Annotated in this window: 18 protein-coding genes and 1 riboswitch; of the genes, 9 read left to right on the top strand and 9 right to left on the bottom strand. The window is 58.2% G+C overall.

What is annotated here, in order from left to right:
• Positions 1 to 4: 4 nt before the first annotated feature.
• Positions 5 to 53: riboswitch (SAM-SAH riboswitch) on the bottom strand.
• A 42-nt stretch (positions 54 to 95) separates the two neighbouring features.
• The 6 genes from lnt to miaB all read right to left on the bottom strand — a co-directional run bounded on the left by lnt (position 96) and on the right by miaB (position 6,476).
• On the bottom strand, positions 96 to 1,592 hold the full coding sequence (gene lnt, locus J7416_RS00335) for an apolipoprotein N-acyltransferase (RefSeq protein ID WP_209222053.1): 1,497 nt from the start codon (positions 1,590 to 1,592) through the stop codon (positions 96 to 98).
• Positions 1,589 to 2,476 carry a hemolysin family protein gene (locus J7416_RS00330; RefSeq protein ID WP_209222051.1) on the bottom strand — a complete coding sequence of 296 codons (888 nt, stop codon included), beginning with the start codon at positions 2,474 to 2,476 and terminating at the stop codon, positions 1,589 to 1,591. The genes lnt and J7416_RS00330 overlap by 4 nt, the downstream gene beginning before the upstream one ends.
• Before the next feature lie 36 nt (positions 2,477 to 2,512).
• Positions 2,513 to 3,007 carry an rRNA maturation RNase YbeY gene (gene ybeY / locus J7416_RS00325; protein ID WP_209222049.1) on the bottom strand — a complete coding sequence of 165 codons (495 nt, stop codon included), beginning with the start codon at positions 3,005 to 3,007 and terminating at the stop codon, positions 2,513 to 2,515.
• Between the two features lie 33 nt (positions 3,008 to 3,040).
• Positions 3,041 to 4,063 carry a PhoH family protein gene (locus J7416_RS00320; protein WP_209222047.1) on the bottom strand — a complete coding sequence of 341 codons (1,023 nt, stop codon included), beginning with the start codon at positions 4,061 to 4,063 and terminating at the stop codon, positions 3,041 to 3,043.
• Between the two features lie 145 nt (positions 4,064 to 4,208).
• Positions 4,209 to 4,988 (bottom strand): outer membrane beta-barrel protein, encoded by a 780-nt coding sequence (locus J7416_RS00315; protein WP_209222045.1) that lies wholly within the window; start codon positions 4,986 to 4,988, stop codon positions 4,209 to 4,211.
• Positions 4,989 to 5,156: 168 nt separating this feature from the next.
• Positions 5,157 to 6,476 carry a tRNA (N6-isopentenyl adenosine(37)-C2)-methylthiotransferase MiaB gene (gene miaB / locus J7416_RS00310; RefSeq protein ID WP_209222044.1) on the bottom strand — a complete coding sequence of 440 codons (1,320 nt, stop codon included), beginning with the start codon at positions 6,474 to 6,476 and terminating at the stop codon, positions 5,157 to 5,159.
• 120 nt (positions 6,477 to 6,596) lie between these two features.
• Here miaB and J7416_RS00305 point away from each other — a divergent pair, with 120 nt between their 5' ends.
• Complete coding sequence (locus J7416_RS00305; protein ID WP_209222043.1) at positions 6,597 to 7,460, top strand: hypothetical protein; 864 nt, start codon at positions 6,597 to 6,599, stop codon at positions 7,458 to 7,460.
• Positions 7,461 to 7,489: 29 nt separating this feature from the next.
• Here J7416_RS00305 and J7416_RS00300 read toward each other — a convergent pair whose 3' ends face one another.
• Positions 7,490 to 8,287 carry a phytanoyl-CoA dioxygenase family protein gene (locus J7416_RS00300; RefSeq protein WP_209222042.1) on the bottom strand — a complete coding sequence of 266 codons (798 nt, stop codon included), beginning with the start codon at positions 8,285 to 8,287 and terminating at the stop codon, positions 7,490 to 7,492.
• 86 nt (positions 8,288 to 8,373) lie between these two features.
• Here J7416_RS00300 and J7416_RS00295 point away from each other — a divergent pair, with 86 nt between their 5' ends.
• Entirely contained in the window at positions 8,374 to 9,264 is an 891-nt protein-coding gene (locus J7416_RS00295; RefSeq protein WP_209222041.1) for a LysR family transcriptional regulator, read from the top strand.
• A gap of 1 nt (position 9,265) precedes the next feature.
• Here the strand turns inward: J7416_RS00295 and irrA are convergent, their stop codons facing one another.
• The gene (gene irrA, locus J7416_RS00290; protein ID WP_209222040.1) at positions 9,266 to 9,682 is read right to left on the bottom strand and encodes an iron response transcriptional regulator IrrA; all 417 of its coding nucleotides are present in this window, start codon (positions 9,680 to 9,682) and stop codon (positions 9,266 to 9,268) included.
• A gap of 187 nt (positions 9,683 to 9,869) precedes the next feature.
• On the opposite strand from irrA, the gene fabA reads away from it, so the two are divergent.
• From fabA to J7416_RS00270, 4 genes are read left to right on the top strand one after another with little or no spacing between them, the layout of a single operon-like run.
• Positions 9,870 to 10,379, top strand: a complete 510-nt coding sequence (gene fabA / locus J7416_RS00285; protein ID WP_058279458.1) for a bifunctional 3-hydroxydecanoyl-ACP dehydratase/trans-2-decenoyl-ACP isomerase — start codon at positions 9,870 to 9,872, stop codon at positions 10,377 to 10,379.
• 32 nt (positions 10,380 to 10,411) lie between these two features.
• The gene (gene fabB / locus J7416_RS00280) at positions 10,412 to 11,641 is read left to right on the top strand and encodes a beta-ketoacyl-ACP synthase I (RefSeq protein ID WP_209222039.1); all 1,230 of its coding nucleotides are present in this window, start codon (positions 10,412 to 10,414) and stop codon (positions 11,639 to 11,641) included.
• A 5-nt stretch (positions 11,642 to 11,646) separates the two neighbouring features.
• Positions 11,647 to 12,438, top strand: coding sequence for an enoyl-ACP reductase (locus J7416_RS00275; protein ID WP_209222038.1), 792 nt, complete (start codon positions 11,647 to 11,649; stop codon positions 12,436 to 12,438).
• Positions 12,439 to 12,497: 59 nt separating this feature from the next.
• Entirely contained in the window at positions 12,498 to 12,674 is a 177-nt protein-coding gene (locus J7416_RS00270) for a hypothetical protein (RefSeq protein ID WP_209222036.1), read from the top strand.
• 27 nt (positions 12,675 to 12,701) lie between these two features.
• Here J7416_RS00270 and J7416_RS00265 read toward each other — a convergent pair whose 3' ends face one another.
• Positions 12,702 to 13,130 (bottom strand): peptidylprolyl isomerase, encoded by a 429-nt coding sequence (locus J7416_RS00265; protein ID WP_209222034.1) that lies wholly within the window; start codon positions 13,128 to 13,130, stop codon positions 12,702 to 12,704.
• 128 nt (positions 13,131 to 13,258) lie between these two features.
• Between J7416_RS00265 and J7416_RS00260 the strand changes: the two genes are divergently transcribed.
• From J7416_RS00260 to J7416_RS00250, 3 genes are read left to right on the top strand one after another with little or no spacing between them, the layout of a single operon-like run.
• Complete coding sequence (locus J7416_RS00260) at positions 13,259 to 13,945, top strand: haloacid dehalogenase type II (RefSeq protein ID WP_209222032.1); 687 nt, start codon at positions 13,259 to 13,261, stop codon at positions 13,943 to 13,945.
• Entirely contained in the window at positions 13,945 to 14,772 is an 828-nt protein-coding gene (locus J7416_RS00255) for an alpha/beta hydrolase (protein WP_209222030.1), read from the top strand. The genes J7416_RS00260 and J7416_RS00255 overlap by 1 nt, the downstream gene beginning before the upstream one ends.
• On the top strand, positions 14,769 to 15,743 hold the full coding sequence (locus tag J7416_RS00250) for a threonine/serine dehydratase (RefSeq protein WP_209222028.1): 975 nt from the start codon (positions 14,769 to 14,771) through the stop codon (positions 15,741 to 15,743). The genes J7416_RS00255 and J7416_RS00250 overlap by 4 nt, the downstream gene beginning before the upstream one ends.
• Positions 15,744 to 15,793 lie beyond the last annotated feature (50 nt).

Genomic DNA, 15,793 nt, shown 5'->3' with positions numbered 1-15,793 from the left:
AATGTGCTCCATTAAGTTTCTCCCATCACGTCAGGAAGCCGTTGTGACGGGCATGCCACCGGATACGCAGCCTGAAACACAGCGTCAATCCGAAACTAGTGTTGCCGCTGTGAAACGTTGCGCCAAAGCAGCAAAAACATGGCGACAAGCAGAACAAAAACAGGGAAATCCCCAATCCGCGCGTAGACGGTCAAAGCCAGAGGCGCGGGTAAATTGGCGTCGACAAAGCCCGCCTGCCCCAACGGCAAGGCATCGGTAATCCGGCCCAGCGGGTCGATCATCGCCGATACCCCCGTATTGGCCGACCGCATCATGGGCAGGCCTTGCTCAATCGCGCGCATCTGCGCTTGCGCGAGGTGCTGATACGGCCCCGAGCGGGTACCGAACCACGCATCATTGGTGATCTGCAGCAGGAAATCAGCCCGGCCGGGGGCCGACAGGACATCCTGTGTGAATACCGCTTCATAACAGATCAGCGGCAGCGCCATGCCCAGTTTCCCCGCATCCAGCAGGGCCGCGCCCGGTCCGGCGCTAAAGCCATTGCCAGTGGTCGCGGCCATTCCGTAGATACCGAACTGAGCCATCACATCGCCAAATGGAACATATTCTCCGAACGGGGCAAGGTGATGCTTGTCGTACAGCTGCTGCATCTGGCCGGTTTCATCGAGGTAGATCATAGAGTTGTAGATCCGTGGCCCGTCACCCCTTTGGATGCCAAGGAAAACTGGTGTGCCTTGGGCCGCTTCGGCCACGGCATCCAGATAGGGCTGCGCGCTGCCCAACCACGCCGGAACAGAGGTTTCAGGCCAGACGATCAGATCAGGCCGTGGGGTCGCCGCCGTGAATTCCAGCTGACGGGCAAAGAACAGCGGAGCATAATCCGGGTCCCATTTCTGATGCTGTGGCGCGTTCGGCTGAACAAGCCGAACAACATGGTCGGTGTCAGTGACAACCGGACGTGACGCGGCATATGCCAGCGAAACGGCGGTCGCCCCGACCGTCAGGGCCAGCGGCAGGACAAATCCGCTACGTTCAGAAAGCGCTGCGCCCAATGGCAAAGTCGCCAGCAGGGTCACAGCGCCTAGACCGTATGGCCCGAACAACGACAAAAGTTGCGCGACCGGCGTATCGACCCAAAGCTGCGCTATGCCAGCCCAGGGAAATCCCGTCAGGACATATCCGCGTGCAAATTCCAGCAGTGAGATTGAGATCGCCAGAAAAACCGCTTGTGTTACAGGCCGCCCGTTGGGTCGCCGTGCGATCCAAAACGCCACCGCCCAAAACAACGCAAGCCCGCCTGCCATGAAAGTCAGCGCAAACGGGGCCATCCAGCCATGGCGTTGTACATCAACAAAAAACGGCTCGACAATCCAGCTGAGCGCGTGGGCGAAGTATCCGGTCGCAAAAGCCCAGCCAAGCCAAGCTGCCCGCCCCCGCGTCTCGGTCGTCAGAAACAGCGGAGACAGCAGGATCAGAGCGGCAACGCTTGCGGGCCAAAACCCAAATGGGGCAAGGCCAAACGCTGCAACCGCGCCCAGCGCTGCCGCAGATAGTAATCGCAACCAAATTGGCCAGCCCCGTGCAGGGTTCATCCAACGCGATCCGGCAGCATGACACGCAGACGCTTGATGCGGCGCGGATCGGCGTCGATCACCTCGAACTCTGGGCCTTCGGGATGCAGGACAACCTCACCTCGGGCTGGAACGCGGCCGGACAGCATGAAGACAAGACCGCCCAATGTGTCGATCTCTTCTTCGTCCACATCTTCATGGCTGGTCAGAGATTGGCCAATCTCGGCCTCGAACTCTTCCAACGGCACACGGGCCTGCACGATGTAACAACCGGGCTTTTCCTGAACCCACAATTGGCTTTCGTCTGCATCATGTTCATCCGCAATCTCGCCGACCACCTGTTCAATCAGGTCCTCGATCGAGACCAGCCCGTCAACGCCACCGTATTCGTCAATCACCAGCGCCATGTGGCGGCGTTCGGTCTGCATTTTCGTCAGCAAAACGCCAATCGGCATCGAAGGTGGTACAAACAGCAACGTCCGCAGCATCGAGACCAAATCAAAATCCGATCCGGTGCCGTTAAAACCATGTGTCAGTGCAAAATCCTTGAGGTGGACGAACCCCAAGGGTGTATCCAGTGTTCCCTCGTACACCGGTATCCGGGACAGACCGCTTTCGCGGAACACCTGCGCCAGTTCATCTTTGCTGATCGTAGAGGGTACCGAGACGATTTCTGCTGTCGGGATGGCGACATCCTCAACCCGCATGCGCCGCAGGTTTATCATGCCCCTGGGCTGCACCTTGTCGACCTCGTGTCCGTTGGCCTCGTGAACCTGTTCCTCGCTCTGAGGCGAGAACGCGTCCACTATTCGAGAAAAGAAGCCCGCTTTTTCGCTGGCATTTTCACCGCTGTCCTTGGGTTGCGCGCTTTGCGCCGCCATAGAACTGCCGTCTGTATCGCCCATAATCCTGTTCCAAATGATCGGCCAATGCGGCCCCTATTACATACTATATGGGTCATCGATACCCAGTTTGCCAAGTATCTCGACCTCGACCCCCTCCATCAAAGTGGCGTCGGGGTCACGGATGTGATCATAACCCAGCAAGTGCAACGTTCCGTGAATAATCAGATGTGCGACGTGATCATCCATGGATTTTCCCGCTTCCGCCGCCTCGCGTATACAAGTGTCATAAGAGATCGCGATATCGCCCAGCGCGATCTCTCCGGTAAAGTCAGGGCTTGGTAGATCCGGAGTATCGCCGGCTTTTTCAGCAGCCAGATCCTCGGCTGGCCAGCTGAGCACATTGGTCGGCGTGGGCTTTTCGCGAAACTCGGCGTTCAGATCGGCGATTCGCGCGTCGTCGCACCCAAGCACACTGACTTCGCACAACTCACTTTGCAGACCGACATAGTCCAACACGGCATTGATTGCGCGTGCGGCCAGCGGTTCCAGGTCCTGCCAGCGCTCATCTTCGATTGTCACTTCAAGGTTCATCGCACCATATCCAAAGCCTTGCGGCGGAGATGGCTATGCAGTCTCGCGCCCCGAGTCGGCCTCATACGCCTCGATAATGGCAGCCACAAGCGGGTGACGCACCACGTCCTTGGAGGTGAAATAGTTGAAGCTGATGTTCGGGATGGTCTTCAGCAACCTTTCAGCATCGGCCAGACCCGACTGTACACCACGCGGCAGGTCAACTTGCGAGCGGTCACCGGTGATCACCATCCGGCTGCCTTCACCCAGACGCGTCAGGAACATCTTCATCTGCATGGTCGTCGCGTTCTGCGCCTCATCCAGCACCACAAACGCATTTGCCAGAGTACGCCCGCGCATAAAGGCCAGCGGAGCGATTTCGATTCGCTTTTCCTCGATCAGCTTCGCCAGTTGCTTGCCCGGCAGAAAATCGTTCAGCGCGTCATAGAGCGGCTGCATGTAAGGATCGACTTTGTCCTTCATGTCACCGGGCAGATACCCCAGCTTTTCACCGGCCTCGACAGCAGGACGGCTGAGGATGATCCGGTCCACGTGCCCCCCGATGAACATCGAGACACCAACGGCCACGGCCAGATAGGTCTTACCCGTACCGGCCGGGCCGATTCCAAAAGCCAGCTCATTATTGAACAGGGATTGCACATAGGCCTTCTGCGCGTCTGTGCGCGGCTCGACCAGCTTTTTGCGCGTTTTGATTTCGACGGTGCCGCCCTTGAACATCTCAAGCTGGTCGCCGTCGCGGGAGCCTGTATCGGTCTCGGACCCGCCCATACGCAACTCGCGATCCACATCGGCCGCTTCGACATCGCGCCCGCCTTCCAGACGGGTATACAGGGCTTGCAAAACCTCAATCGCCTGTTTCTGAGCGTCCTCGTCGCCCATGACTACCAGCTGATTCCCGCGGCGCACAATCTGCACGGATAGCTTGTGCTCAATATCCGTCAGATTGCGGTCATATTCGCCGCAAAGGTCTATTAACAATCGGTTGTCTGGAAACTCAACAAACGCTTCGCGCTGCGGCATTTCATCTTGCGGTGGGGTTAGGGCACCGATGGCCAATCCGCTCTCCTGATCTTGGCGTTTCACCCCGAGCGTAGACAAGAAATCTTGGTGGGCGCAAGCCACAGATTCATTTTTTCCGGACCGGATGGCAAATCCACCCACACGTGGTGGCCGAACGTCATGCCAACGCTCGGCCGGAGAATCAGAAACGGTAATTCAGACCGATCTTCAAACCGTGATATTTCGGCGTGGATCTGGTCGAGGTTCCGTTGTCGAAGCGGACATCCTCGGCGCTGAACTGAACGTATTCGTATTCGCCTGTAATCGACCAGTGTTCGGTCAGGTTATGCTCGGCCCCGATGCTGGCGGAAAAGCCACTGCGACGTCCACTGTCCTCGAAGGATTGGATGGCCGACCGGGTGGCCTGCTGACTTGTGGTTTCGATGTCACCGTTCACGTATCCGGCTGAAACATAATACAGAACAGTGCCACTGCGGTTGGTCAAACCGTTGCGCAGGCGAATCGAGAACACGTTCGAAACTTTGGACCCGCCGCTGACCGCATTGCCGTCCACCTGGCCCGTGGCCGTGTCGTCGAGCGAGCCGAATTCGTATCCAACCTCAAATCCGTAGACATAGTCACGACCACCTTTGGCCGGCAAAACACCGCGCCAGCCCGCACGCAGACCGCCCAGCGTACCACTCAGATCCAGCTCGCCGACCTCAGAGGTTCCGTTTGGCGTGTTCAGGCCAAACCGTTCATTTCCGCCAATGGCATAAAGACCTGTTGTACCAAGATAAAAAGCACTGACGTCGCTTCCGAACCGCTTGGGGTCGACGACAGGTGGATCAGAAAGCCCCTGGTCTAGATTCCCTGCCACTGTCGTTCCGGGAAGAACCGCAAAGGCAACTACAACCGACAGAGCGGATTTCAACAGCAGTCCACTAACACGTTCCAAAGTCTTCACTCGTACCCTTTCCATTGCCCGCACCGAACATCCGGCCCGAACAGATATGGTTCCCGAGAGGCCCAAAACCCTAGGCCCCCAGAAAAGCTGATTTTTCTCGGAACATAGTTCCAAGTGATAAATCAAGGGTTAATTTGGAATTAACAGATCACAATGGTTTCCAAACACCGGATAAATCCAGGGCTACAACAACGCACCGCCAAGTGAATTGGCACCGGACGAGGTGATCTGTACGTCTCTGAGCTCCCCAATGGTCACATCGGCGTCGGACACGTGAACCGAATGAAGATACTCGGATTTTCCGACCATCTGCCCCGGCAAGCGGCCCGCTTTTTCGAACAGAACTTTCACGTTTCGCCCAACCATGGCGTCCTGAATCTCGCGCTGATGGCGGGTGATCAGGGCTTGAAGGCGCTGCAGGCGGTCATCCGCCACCTCAGGATCAACTTGAGACCGCTCGGCAGCCGGTGTTCCGGGCCGGGTCGAGTATTTGAACGAATATGCATACCCGTATTTGACCTCTTCCACCAAATCCATGGTGGCCTGAAAATCCTCTTCGGTCTCTTCCGGGAAGCCCACAATAAAGTCGCCGGACATCACGATATCCGGCCGCGCGGCGCGGATACGTTCGATCAGGCGCAGATAGCTTTCGGCGGTGTGGCTGCGGTTCATTCGCTTGAGAATACGGTCCGAGCCAGACTGAACCGGCAGGTGCAGGTACGGCATCAGCTTTTCGCAGGTCCCGTGCGCCTCGATCAAATCATCGGCCATATCGTTGGGATGTGACGTGGTAAAGCGGATGCGTTCCAGCCCGTCGACCTTATTCAATTCCCAGATCAGACCGGCCAAGGTCATGTCACCGTTTGGCCCAGCCCCGTGATAGGCGTTGACGTTCTGCCCTAGCAGAGTGATCTCGCGCACGCCGCGTTCGACCAGATCCTGCGCTTCGCGCAGAATACGATCGGCGGGACGGCTGACCTCGGCCCCGCGCGTGTAGGGCACCACGCAGAACGCACAGAACTTGTCGCAACCTTCCTGCACGGTCAAAAACGCGGTCGGACCACGCTTGGCCTTGGGACGGCCTTTGAGCTTTTCGAACTTGTCCTCTTCAGGGAAATCCGTGTCCAGCGCCTTGGCCCCGGTGCGGGTCTTCGCCTCCATCTCAGGCAGGCGGTGATAACTTTGCGGACCGACAACCAGATCCACCATCGGCTGACGACGCATGATCTCTTCGCCTTCGGCCTGGGCCACACAACCCGCGACGCCGATCTTAAGGTCGGGTTTTTCGCTTTTTAGCCCCTTGAAACGTCCAAGCTCGGAATAGATTTTCTCGGCCGCTTTTTCCCGAATGTGGCAGGTGTTAAGCAGGATCATATCCGCGTCATCGGGCGTTTTTGTTTCCACATAGCCCTGCCCGCCCAAAGTTTCCGCCATACGCTCACTGTCGTAGACGTTCATCTGGCAACCATAGGTCTTGATGTACAGCTTTTTGGGTTCTGACATGAAAACGGCCTTTGCATTCGCGGGACCGGCGTCGTCTATACCCAACGAACGCCGCTTGCAATGGCGACGCGATTACCCGATTTTGGCCCGAAACTCCAGCAAGGCAGCAGCGGACAGGCAATGCAATACGATTCCCTCGACAGTTTCCTGCAAACAGGCAAGGCGGCGTTGGCCAAAGGGCCCGTTGCACTGGTATTTGTCGAGGATGAGGTCGAAATTGACAGCACGATCCGACATCATCTGAACCTTGGCTTCAAATCGCTGATCGTATTCATGCCGCAGGCCTTTGGACTGAACCCCGAGCTTTCTGACCGCATCCACCGTGTACAGCTCAGTTGCGTCCCCCGCACCGTCGTTTTTGAAGCGATCAACCGAATCATCGACGCGGCCCCGGGTCTTTGGATGTACTACTGCTACAACGCGGAGTACCTGTTTTTCCCGTTCTGCGAGACGCGCACAGTTGGCGAAATGCTGGCGTTCCACACCGAAGAGCGACGGGACGCGATGCTGACCCATGTGGTCGACCTATATGCCGACGATCTCGACGCTTTCCCGAACGCGGTTGCCTCTGAACACGCGATGCTGGATCGCACCGGCTATTTTGCCCAGGCACGGCTGGACGCACAAAAACATCCCAAAGAGCGCCAGTTGGATATGTCCGGCGGTCTACGGTGGCGGTTCGAAGAACACGTGCCCGTCCAAAGCCGGCGGATCGATCGCATCGCCCTGTTCAAATCCAAAGAGGGATTGGCTCTGCGGCCTGATCACACCTTCAGCGACGAGGAATACAATACCTATTCCTGCCCATGGCACCACAACCTGACGGCTGCGGTCTGTTCGTTCCGGGCGGCCAAGGCCCTGAAGACGAATTCCGGCTCGACCTTCGACATTCCGACCTTCCGGTGGCACCACTCGATTCCATTCGAATGGTCATCCAGCCAGTTGCTTGGATTGGGGTTGATCGAAACGGGCCAGTGGTTCTGACCCGCCGATAGGGCGCAAGCTGTCCCAGATCACCGCCGCAGCAAAACCGGGAACCAATCCTCACGCAGGCGCTGACCGGGCATCATGTCGTGCCCCGGAAACGGTGGCGAGGTGCGCCCGGGGCGTTCCACATAGCGTGCATCGTCCCCGACCAGACGCAATGAAAAGGCGCGACGACGGCTATCTGATTGATTTCCCCGCGCGCCGTGCAGCGTACGGTAATTGAAGGCGACGGCGTCGCCCGGCTCCATCGCGAACTCGACCACCCTCATTCCTTCGGCGTCCGGGTCCGGCACGGGGATGTACTGGCCTTCGTCAGGGAAGAATCCTTCTTCCGAAACCCAGCGCGTTGGCAGCACCTCTTTTTCCCACCGGTGCGAGCCAGCGACGCATCGCAACGTCGCCTGCGTGACCGGATCAAGTGGCGACCAGAAACTGATCGTTTGCTGCCCTTCGACAAAGTAATACGGCCCGTCCTGATGCCATGGCGTCGCCATCGAGGTTCCGGGCTCTTTGACCAATACGTGGTCGTGGAACATCTGGACGGTGTCAGACTGCATCAAATCCGCTGCAACTTCGGCTGCTGGAGAGCTCTGAATGACCGTCTGAAATTGCTCAATCCGCGACCAGTTGCAATAATCGTCGAAAAAACGCCCGGTTTCGCCTTCTTTCTTGTTCTCTGAGGCGTAGGGGCCGGGCTCTGCCATGTTCGCGGCGATCCCATCCCGCAGGGCCTCGACATGATCAGCGAAAAGCCGCTTGATCAGGACCACGCCGTCCTGCTGATAAGTGTCGATCATCTCTTGCGTAACCAGAGGATGCGTCATCTGTATCTCCGTGCCGGTGGTTTGCCGATCTGTGCATGGATAACCCCTCTGTTCAAATAATATCTTTCTAAGTTAGGTTTAATTTCATGTTATATATTTCGCTTCGCCAGTACGAATATGTGTGCGCAATTGGGCGTTCTGGCAGCCTGTCTGCGGCTGCACAGCAGTTGAACGTTTCGCAACCAGCCCTGTCCACGGCCCTGACCCGTGTCGAATCGCACCTGGGTTACCCGCTTTTTTCGCGCAAACGCGGAGCGGCAATGGCACTGACACCGCAAGGTCGCAGGTTCATAGAGGATGCTGAGATTCTTCTGGCAAACGCCGCTCGCCTTGAAGGGGCCGATCAGATCAGCGCGAACAAGACCCAGTTGCGACTGGGGTGTTTCGTTGACCTCGCTCCGTTCATCTTGGCTAAGGCTCTGCGTCACTTGCGCGCTGCGCTGCCGGATCTGACGATCATATACAAAGTGGACGGTTTCGAAGGGCTTATCTCGGATCTGGTCGATGGACGTGTCGATCTGGCTTTGACCTATGGCCTCAGCATGGATGCCGGGTTCCAACAACAAATACTTTTTCCCAGTCGCCCCAACGCCATCATGTCCCCGGACCACCCCTTGGTGCGGAACAGCTCTGTTTCGCTGAGTGAACTGGCCGCCTACCCGCTGATCCTGTCCAACGAAGGCCTGTCGGCGCAACACGTGCTGGGGCTTTTTCGCCAGCTTGGATTAAACCCCACCGTTGCCCATCGGGCAGCGTCACTTGAAATTCAGCGGAGCCTGGCCGCTCATCACGAAGGTGTGGCCGTAAGCTATGCCAACCCGCCCTCAGCTCACAGCTATGACGGGATGCCCCTTAACAGTTGTCCAGTCCGGGACGACATCGCCGCAGAGCCGGTTGTTGTAGCGCGCCACGGCACAGGCCCGACTGACCCGGACACAGCACAAGCGGAACAGACTCTGATGAAGCTATTTTCCTAGGTTACTTTTTCCGAAGGCGGATCACCACGTCGACCGAGGCGATCTCGACCCCTTCGGGGGCTTCAGGCAGGCGCTGAATCACCAACTGATCAGAAGGCGCATCGCTCAGGCGGCTTTCGTCTTCCCAGTAGAAATGCGGGTGATCATGCGTGTTGGTGTCAAAATAGCTTTTTGACCCGTCGACCGTGATTTCCTGCAAAACGCCAGCGTCACAAAACGCACGCAGCGTGTTGTAGACTGTCGCCAATGACACCGCATCGCCGTTCTTCTTTGCGGCCTCAAACAGGCTTTCAGCCGTGACGTGCCGGTGCAGGCCATCGCCAACCAGAAGCTCGGCCAGCGCGACACGCTGGCGTGTCGGGCGTAAACCTGCGTCCACCAACCATTCCGTGGCTCTGTTTTGGCTTTGAGGTGTCATTTTACGAAACCTAATTGTTGCTGGTCCATATATAAGTGCGGTGTTTGGGTAATTTCAAATGAAATTCATTCGCAAAGAATACCATCTGAAGAAGAGGATGTGACCTGGTGGTCTTGCAGGACCTTGCATACGGGTGCTAGACGAGGCCAGATATAACGAACGGACCCCTGGCAGGAGAGGCGGCAGAATGGCCCAATTCCCGAGCAGCTTTGACAAGGACGATCTGCTGAAATGCGCCCGTGGCGAATTATTCGGCCCCGGCAATGCGCAGTTGCCTGCTCCGCCGATGCTGATGATGGACCGGATCACAGACATCTCGGCCGACGGTGGCGCACATGGCAAGGGCCATATACTGGCCGAATTTGATATCACCCCAGACCTGTGGTTCTTTGATTGCCATTTCCCCGGCAACCCGATCATGCCGGGCTGTCTGGGCCTGGATGGCCTGTGGCAGCTCACCGGTTTCAACTTGGGCTGGCGCGGCTGGCAGGGGCGCGGGATGGCCGTCGGTGTGGGCGAGGTCAAACTGACCGGCATGGTACGCCCTGACCGCAAGATGCTGACCTATAAAATCGATTTCAAAAAGGCGATCCAAACGCGCCGCCTGACTATGGGCGTGGCGGATGGAATCGTCGAAGCGGACGGTGAAATGATTTACGACGTTAAAGACATGAAAGTCGTTCTGTCCGAAGCCTGAGCCTGACCGGCCTGAAAGTAAGGAGCACGCATATGCGTCGAGTAGTTGTCACCGGTTTGGGGATTGTCTCCTCCATCGGGAACAATGCCGAAGAGGTGCTGGCCTCTCTCAAGGCCGGAAAATCCGGTATCGAGGCCAATGAACAGATGGTCGAACACGGCTTTCGCAGTCAGATTGCCGGTTCGCTCAAGATCGATGTTGCCGAGCATGTAGACAAGCGCACCCTGCGCTTCATGGGCCCCGGTGCCGCCTATGCGCATATCGCGATGACCCAGGCGATCGCCGATGCGGGTTTGAGCGAAGATCAGGTCGTCAATCCTCGTACCGGCCTGGTTGCGGGTTCGGGCGGTCCGTCGACCAGCGCGATGCTGACCGCACACCAAACGGTTCTCAAGACCGGGGCAACCAAACGCATCGGGCCGTTTGCGGTTCCGAAATGCATGTGCTCGACGATCTCGGCCAATTTGGCGACCGCGTTCAAAATCAAGGGCATCAACTACTCGATCACTTCGGCCTGCTCGACGTCGCTGCACTGCATCGGCAACGCGGCCGAACAGATCATGCTGGGCAAGCAGGACGTCATGTTCGCAGGTGGCGGCGAAGAGCTGGACTGGACGCTGTCCTGCCTGTTCGATGCCATGGGCGCGATGTCGTCGAAGTTTAACGACACGCCAGAAAAGGCCTCACGCGCATTCGATCAGGACCGCGACGGGTTTGTCATCTCGGGCGGCGGCGGAATCGTGGTGCTTGAAGACCTTGAACATGCACTCGCGCGCGGCGCAAAAATCTATGCCGAAGTGACAGGCTACGCGGCCACATCGGACGGCCACGACATGGTGGCCCCGTCGGGTGAAGGCGGCGAGCGCGCGATGCGTCTGGCCCTGTCGACCGTGCCCGAAGGCCGCAAGGTCGGTTACATCAACGCCCACGGCACCTCGACCCCGGTCGGAGATGTCGGCGAAGTGGAAGCCGTCCGCCGCATCTTTGGCGAAGGCAATGTGCCGCCTATTTCCTCGACCAAGTCGATGACGGGGCATGCACAAGGCGCGGCCGGTGCGCTCGAGGCGATTTTCTGTCTGCTCATGCTAGACAATGATTTCATTACGCCGTCGATTAACGTCGACACTCTTGCCGAAGGCATCCAGCCCGGTGAAATTGCAACGCAAGTTGTTGAAAACGCAGGATTGGACAGTGTCATGACCAACAGCTTCGGCTTTGGTGGCACGAACGGGTCCATGGTTCTGTCGAAGTATAACGGGTGAGTATGATGTCGGATCTTCTTAAGGGCAAACGCGGCCTAATTATGGGCGTGGCGAACGACCGCTCGATCGCATGGGGCATCGCCAAAGCGATGCACGAGGCTGGCGCCGAACTGGCATTCACCTATCAGGGCGAAGCTTTTGGCAAACGGCTGGAACCGCTGGCACAAAGCCTTGGCAGCGATTTCATGGTTGATGCGGACGTCACGGACGACGCCTCTCTGGATCGCGCGTTCGAAGAGCTGGGTGCACGCTGGCCAACGATTGACTTCGTCGTCCACGCAATCGCCTATTCGGACAAGTCCGAACTGACGGGCCGGTTCCTGAACACCACGCGCGCCAACTTCAAGCACTCGTTGGACGTTTCGGCCTACTCCTTTATCGAGGTTGCGCGCCGCGCCTACCCGCTGATGAAGGACAATGGCGGCACGCTGCTGACCCTGACTTATCAGGGCTCGAACAAGGTTGTTCCGAACTACAACGTGATGGGTGTCGCCAAGGCAGCACTGGAATCAGCGACCCGCTATCTGGCCAACGATCTGGGCCCCGAAGGCATCCGCGTTAACGCGATCTCGCCCGGCCCGATGAAAACACTGGCCGGTGCGGCAATCGGCGGTGCGCGCAAGACCTACAAGTTCTGCGATCAGAACGCGCCGATGCGCTCGAATGCGACCCTTGAAGCCGTGGGCGGTACCGCAGTTTACCTTGCATCTGACGCTGGTGCCTGCACGTCGGGTGAGATCATCCGTGTAGACGGTGGTTTCCACATTCTGGGAATGCCGCAACCCGATCACATGTGACCCGATCTTTCCCTGCCCGTGCCAAGATTTGACCATCTTTCGCAGGCAGGGATAGCGGCATGAGCAAGACCGATCACATAATCTCAAGCAATGCCCGATCACGCAGCCGGTCTGGGTTTCTGGGCAAACGCGGACGCATTGCGCTGCTGGCGCTGACCACGTTGTTGATGCTGTTTGTGTTTTTCACGCAACCGCAGGTACGTGCTACGATTGATGGATGGATCAGCCTTTTCTGAGGCTGACCCAATTCCTTGCGGGTTGGTCTAATTGACCGACACGACCTCGATATCAAAAATCAAATCCTGCCCCGCCAACGGGTGGTTTGCATCCAGCGTCACGGTCGCCTCGTCGGCCTCGACAACGGTAACGGGCACGGCCTGACCGTCCGGAGTTTGCATTTGCAATTGGGTGCCGGGGTCCAGCGGGATGTCATCAGGGATACCTTCGCGCGGGATCTGCTGACGCGCGGCCGGATTGATCGGACCATAGGCATCGACACAGGCAATCTCGACCCGTTTCTTGTCCCCCACAGCCAGCCCCGGCATGGCCGAATCCAACCCCGGAATGATCTGGCCCGAGCCGACGACGAATTCCAGCGGATCGCGTCCTTCGGAACTGTCGAAAACGTTCCCGTCCAACAGCGTTCCTGTATAGTGGATGCGAACCGTGTCGCCTTGTTTGATTTCGGTCATGATGGCCTCCGGCCTGTATAGGGTTGAGCGGCCAAGCCTAGGGGCTGACACGACATTGTAAACCCCGCCCTCTTTCATACCCATCTTTGTTATGCAAACCTGCCGCGGACGCACCGGAGGGGGGCCAAATGCCGATTACAACCTGCATATTCGACGCCTATGGAACTCTGTTCGACGTGGCTGCTGCAGCCCGGCAAGCCGCCGAGGAACCCGGGTTTGAAGCGCTACAGAAGAAATGGCCCGAACTGGCCAATCACTGGCGCCTGAAACAACTGCAATACACCTGGTTACGGGCGATCACGGATGCCCATGCCGACTTTTGGGATGTGACCCAGGACGGTCTGGACTGGGCCCTTGAGGCCACGGGATTGGACGGCGACGACACGATGCGCCAGCGCTTGCTGGATCTGTATTGGGAGTTGCAGGCCTATCCCGAAGTTCCCCAGATGCTACAGACGCTGAAAGAAGGCGGACTGCAAACGGCAATCCTGTCGAACGGGTCGCTGCCAATGCTGGATGGTGCCGTCAAGTCCGCCGCGATCGGGGATGCTCTGGACGACGTTTTGTCGGTAGAAAGCGTTGGTGTCTTCAAGCCGGATTCGCGGGTCTATGATCTGGTGCAAAACAGGTTCCGGTGCGAACGCGACGAAGTTCTGTTTGTCAGCTCAAACGGCTGGGACGCCGCCGGTGCCAGCGGCTATGGCTTTGTCACCGCGTGGGTCAACCGCGCTGGCGAGCCAGTAGACCGCTTGCCATGGCGCCCTGCGCATGTACTGTCCGACCTAACCACGATTCCGCGACTGGCTGGGCTTTAATGGCGTTTTTCACAACATCTGATGACAGGCAGATTTACTTTGAAGATCATGGCACAGGAACACCGGTGCTCTGCCTCGCCGGTTTGACACGCACTTGCAAAGATTTTTCCTTCCTTGCCCCGCATCTGAGCGATATGCGCATGATCGCCATGGACTATCGCGGACGCGGTCGTTCAGACCGTGATCCCGACTACATGAATTACAATATCTTTCGCGAATCGCACGATGCACTCGAGTTGCTGGACCATCTCGGCCTCGACCGTGTGAACGTCATCGGAACCTCACGCGGGGGCCTGATCGCAATGGCCCTTGCGGCCAGCCATCCCGAACGGTTGCTCAGCGTGGTTCTCAATGATGTTGGCCCGGTTCTGGAACCTGCGGGCATTGCCAAGATCATGGAATATGTTGGCAAACCACCCGTCTCGAAAACCTATGAAATGGCAGCGAATGCACTGCAGTTTGTTATGGCCCCGCAGTTTCCGGACGTGCCGCTGGAACGCTGGCAGCAGGTTGCGGAAATTCAATTTGAAAAGACGGCGGATGGGCTTGGCTTGGCATATGATCCGGCTTTGCGCACCGCAATTCTGGAACAGGCCGCCGTCGGCGCGGCCCCGGATCTATGGATGTTCTTTGAAGCGCTCAGAGACATTCCCACCGGCGTTATTCGCGGCGAGAACTCGGACGTTCTGGGCAAGGGGACTTTGACCGAGATGCACAATCGCCATCCTGGCCTCCTGTCGGTCGAGATTCCGGGCCGGGGTCACGTCCCTTTTCTGGACGAACCACAAGCGCTGGAGCTTATCCGCAAAATTCTGGTGGACGCATGAGCAGTTTGGAAATGATCGAAGCTGCCGCACGGCGGCTCAAGGGGCATGTGCGGGAAACACCAATTCTGTCATCGCCTTTTCTGGACGAAATCGCGGGCCGCCGTGTGCTGGTAAAGCCGGAATGCCTGCAACATACGGGCAGCTTCAAGTTCCGCGGTGCCTGGTCGGCGATCTCGGCGCTTGGCGAGGCTGACCGGCAGCGCGGTGTGATCGCCTATTCCTCGGGCAATCACGCGCAGGGTGTGGCATATGCGGCCGCCCGGCACGGCATTTCATCAGTGATCATAATGCCGTCCGATGCGCCGCAGCTAAAGATAGACAATACCCGCGCACTGGGCGGTGAGGTCGTTTTGTACGACCGCGCAAACGAAAGCCGGGAAGAGATTGGCGAGGCACTGGCTTCGGACCGCGGCCTGACCCTGATCCGCCCCTATGACGAACCGCAGGTCATCGCTGGTCAAGGCACCGTCGGGCTGGAGCTGGCGCGTCAGGTTGCTGATCTGGGAGTCGACACGGCCGATGTTCTGGTGTGCTGCGGCGGGGGCGGTTTGACCTCGGGCATCGCTCTGGCGTTGGAAGGCCACGCGCCCGGTCTGCGCGCCCGACCCTGTGAGCCTGAGGGGTTCGATGACGTCAAACGATCCTTGGCCGCCGGCAAGGTCCAAAGCAACACCGCGACGTCGGGCAATATCTGCGACGCAATCCTGACACCGCAGCCCGGTCAGATCACATTTCCGATCCTGAACCGGTTGTGCGGTCCGGGCCTGTCGGTTTCCGAGCAGGAGGCGCTCAGCGCTATGGCGCAGGCATTCCTGCGCCTCAAGATCGTTCTAGAACCGGGCGGGGCGGTGTCGCTGGCAGCGGCACTGTATCGCGCGGAGGAGGTCCAGGGCGAAACCGTGATCGTTGTGGCTTCGGGGGGGAACGCAGACCCCGAAGCCTTTGGAAAAGCGCTGGAATACCTGACCTGACAAGCGGTTCGGGCTGGGGCAAGTTGACATTTTGGGCATATGACGACGGG

It is taken from the genome of Ruegeria sp. R14_0 (assembly GCF_017743975.1).
Taxonomy (GTDB): Bacteria; Pseudomonadota; Alphaproteobacteria; order Rhodobacterales; family Rhodobacteraceae; genus Ruegeria.
The sequence above is the reverse complement of the archived record's forward strand: the minus strand, read 5'-3'. Positions and strand labels throughout refer to the sequence as shown.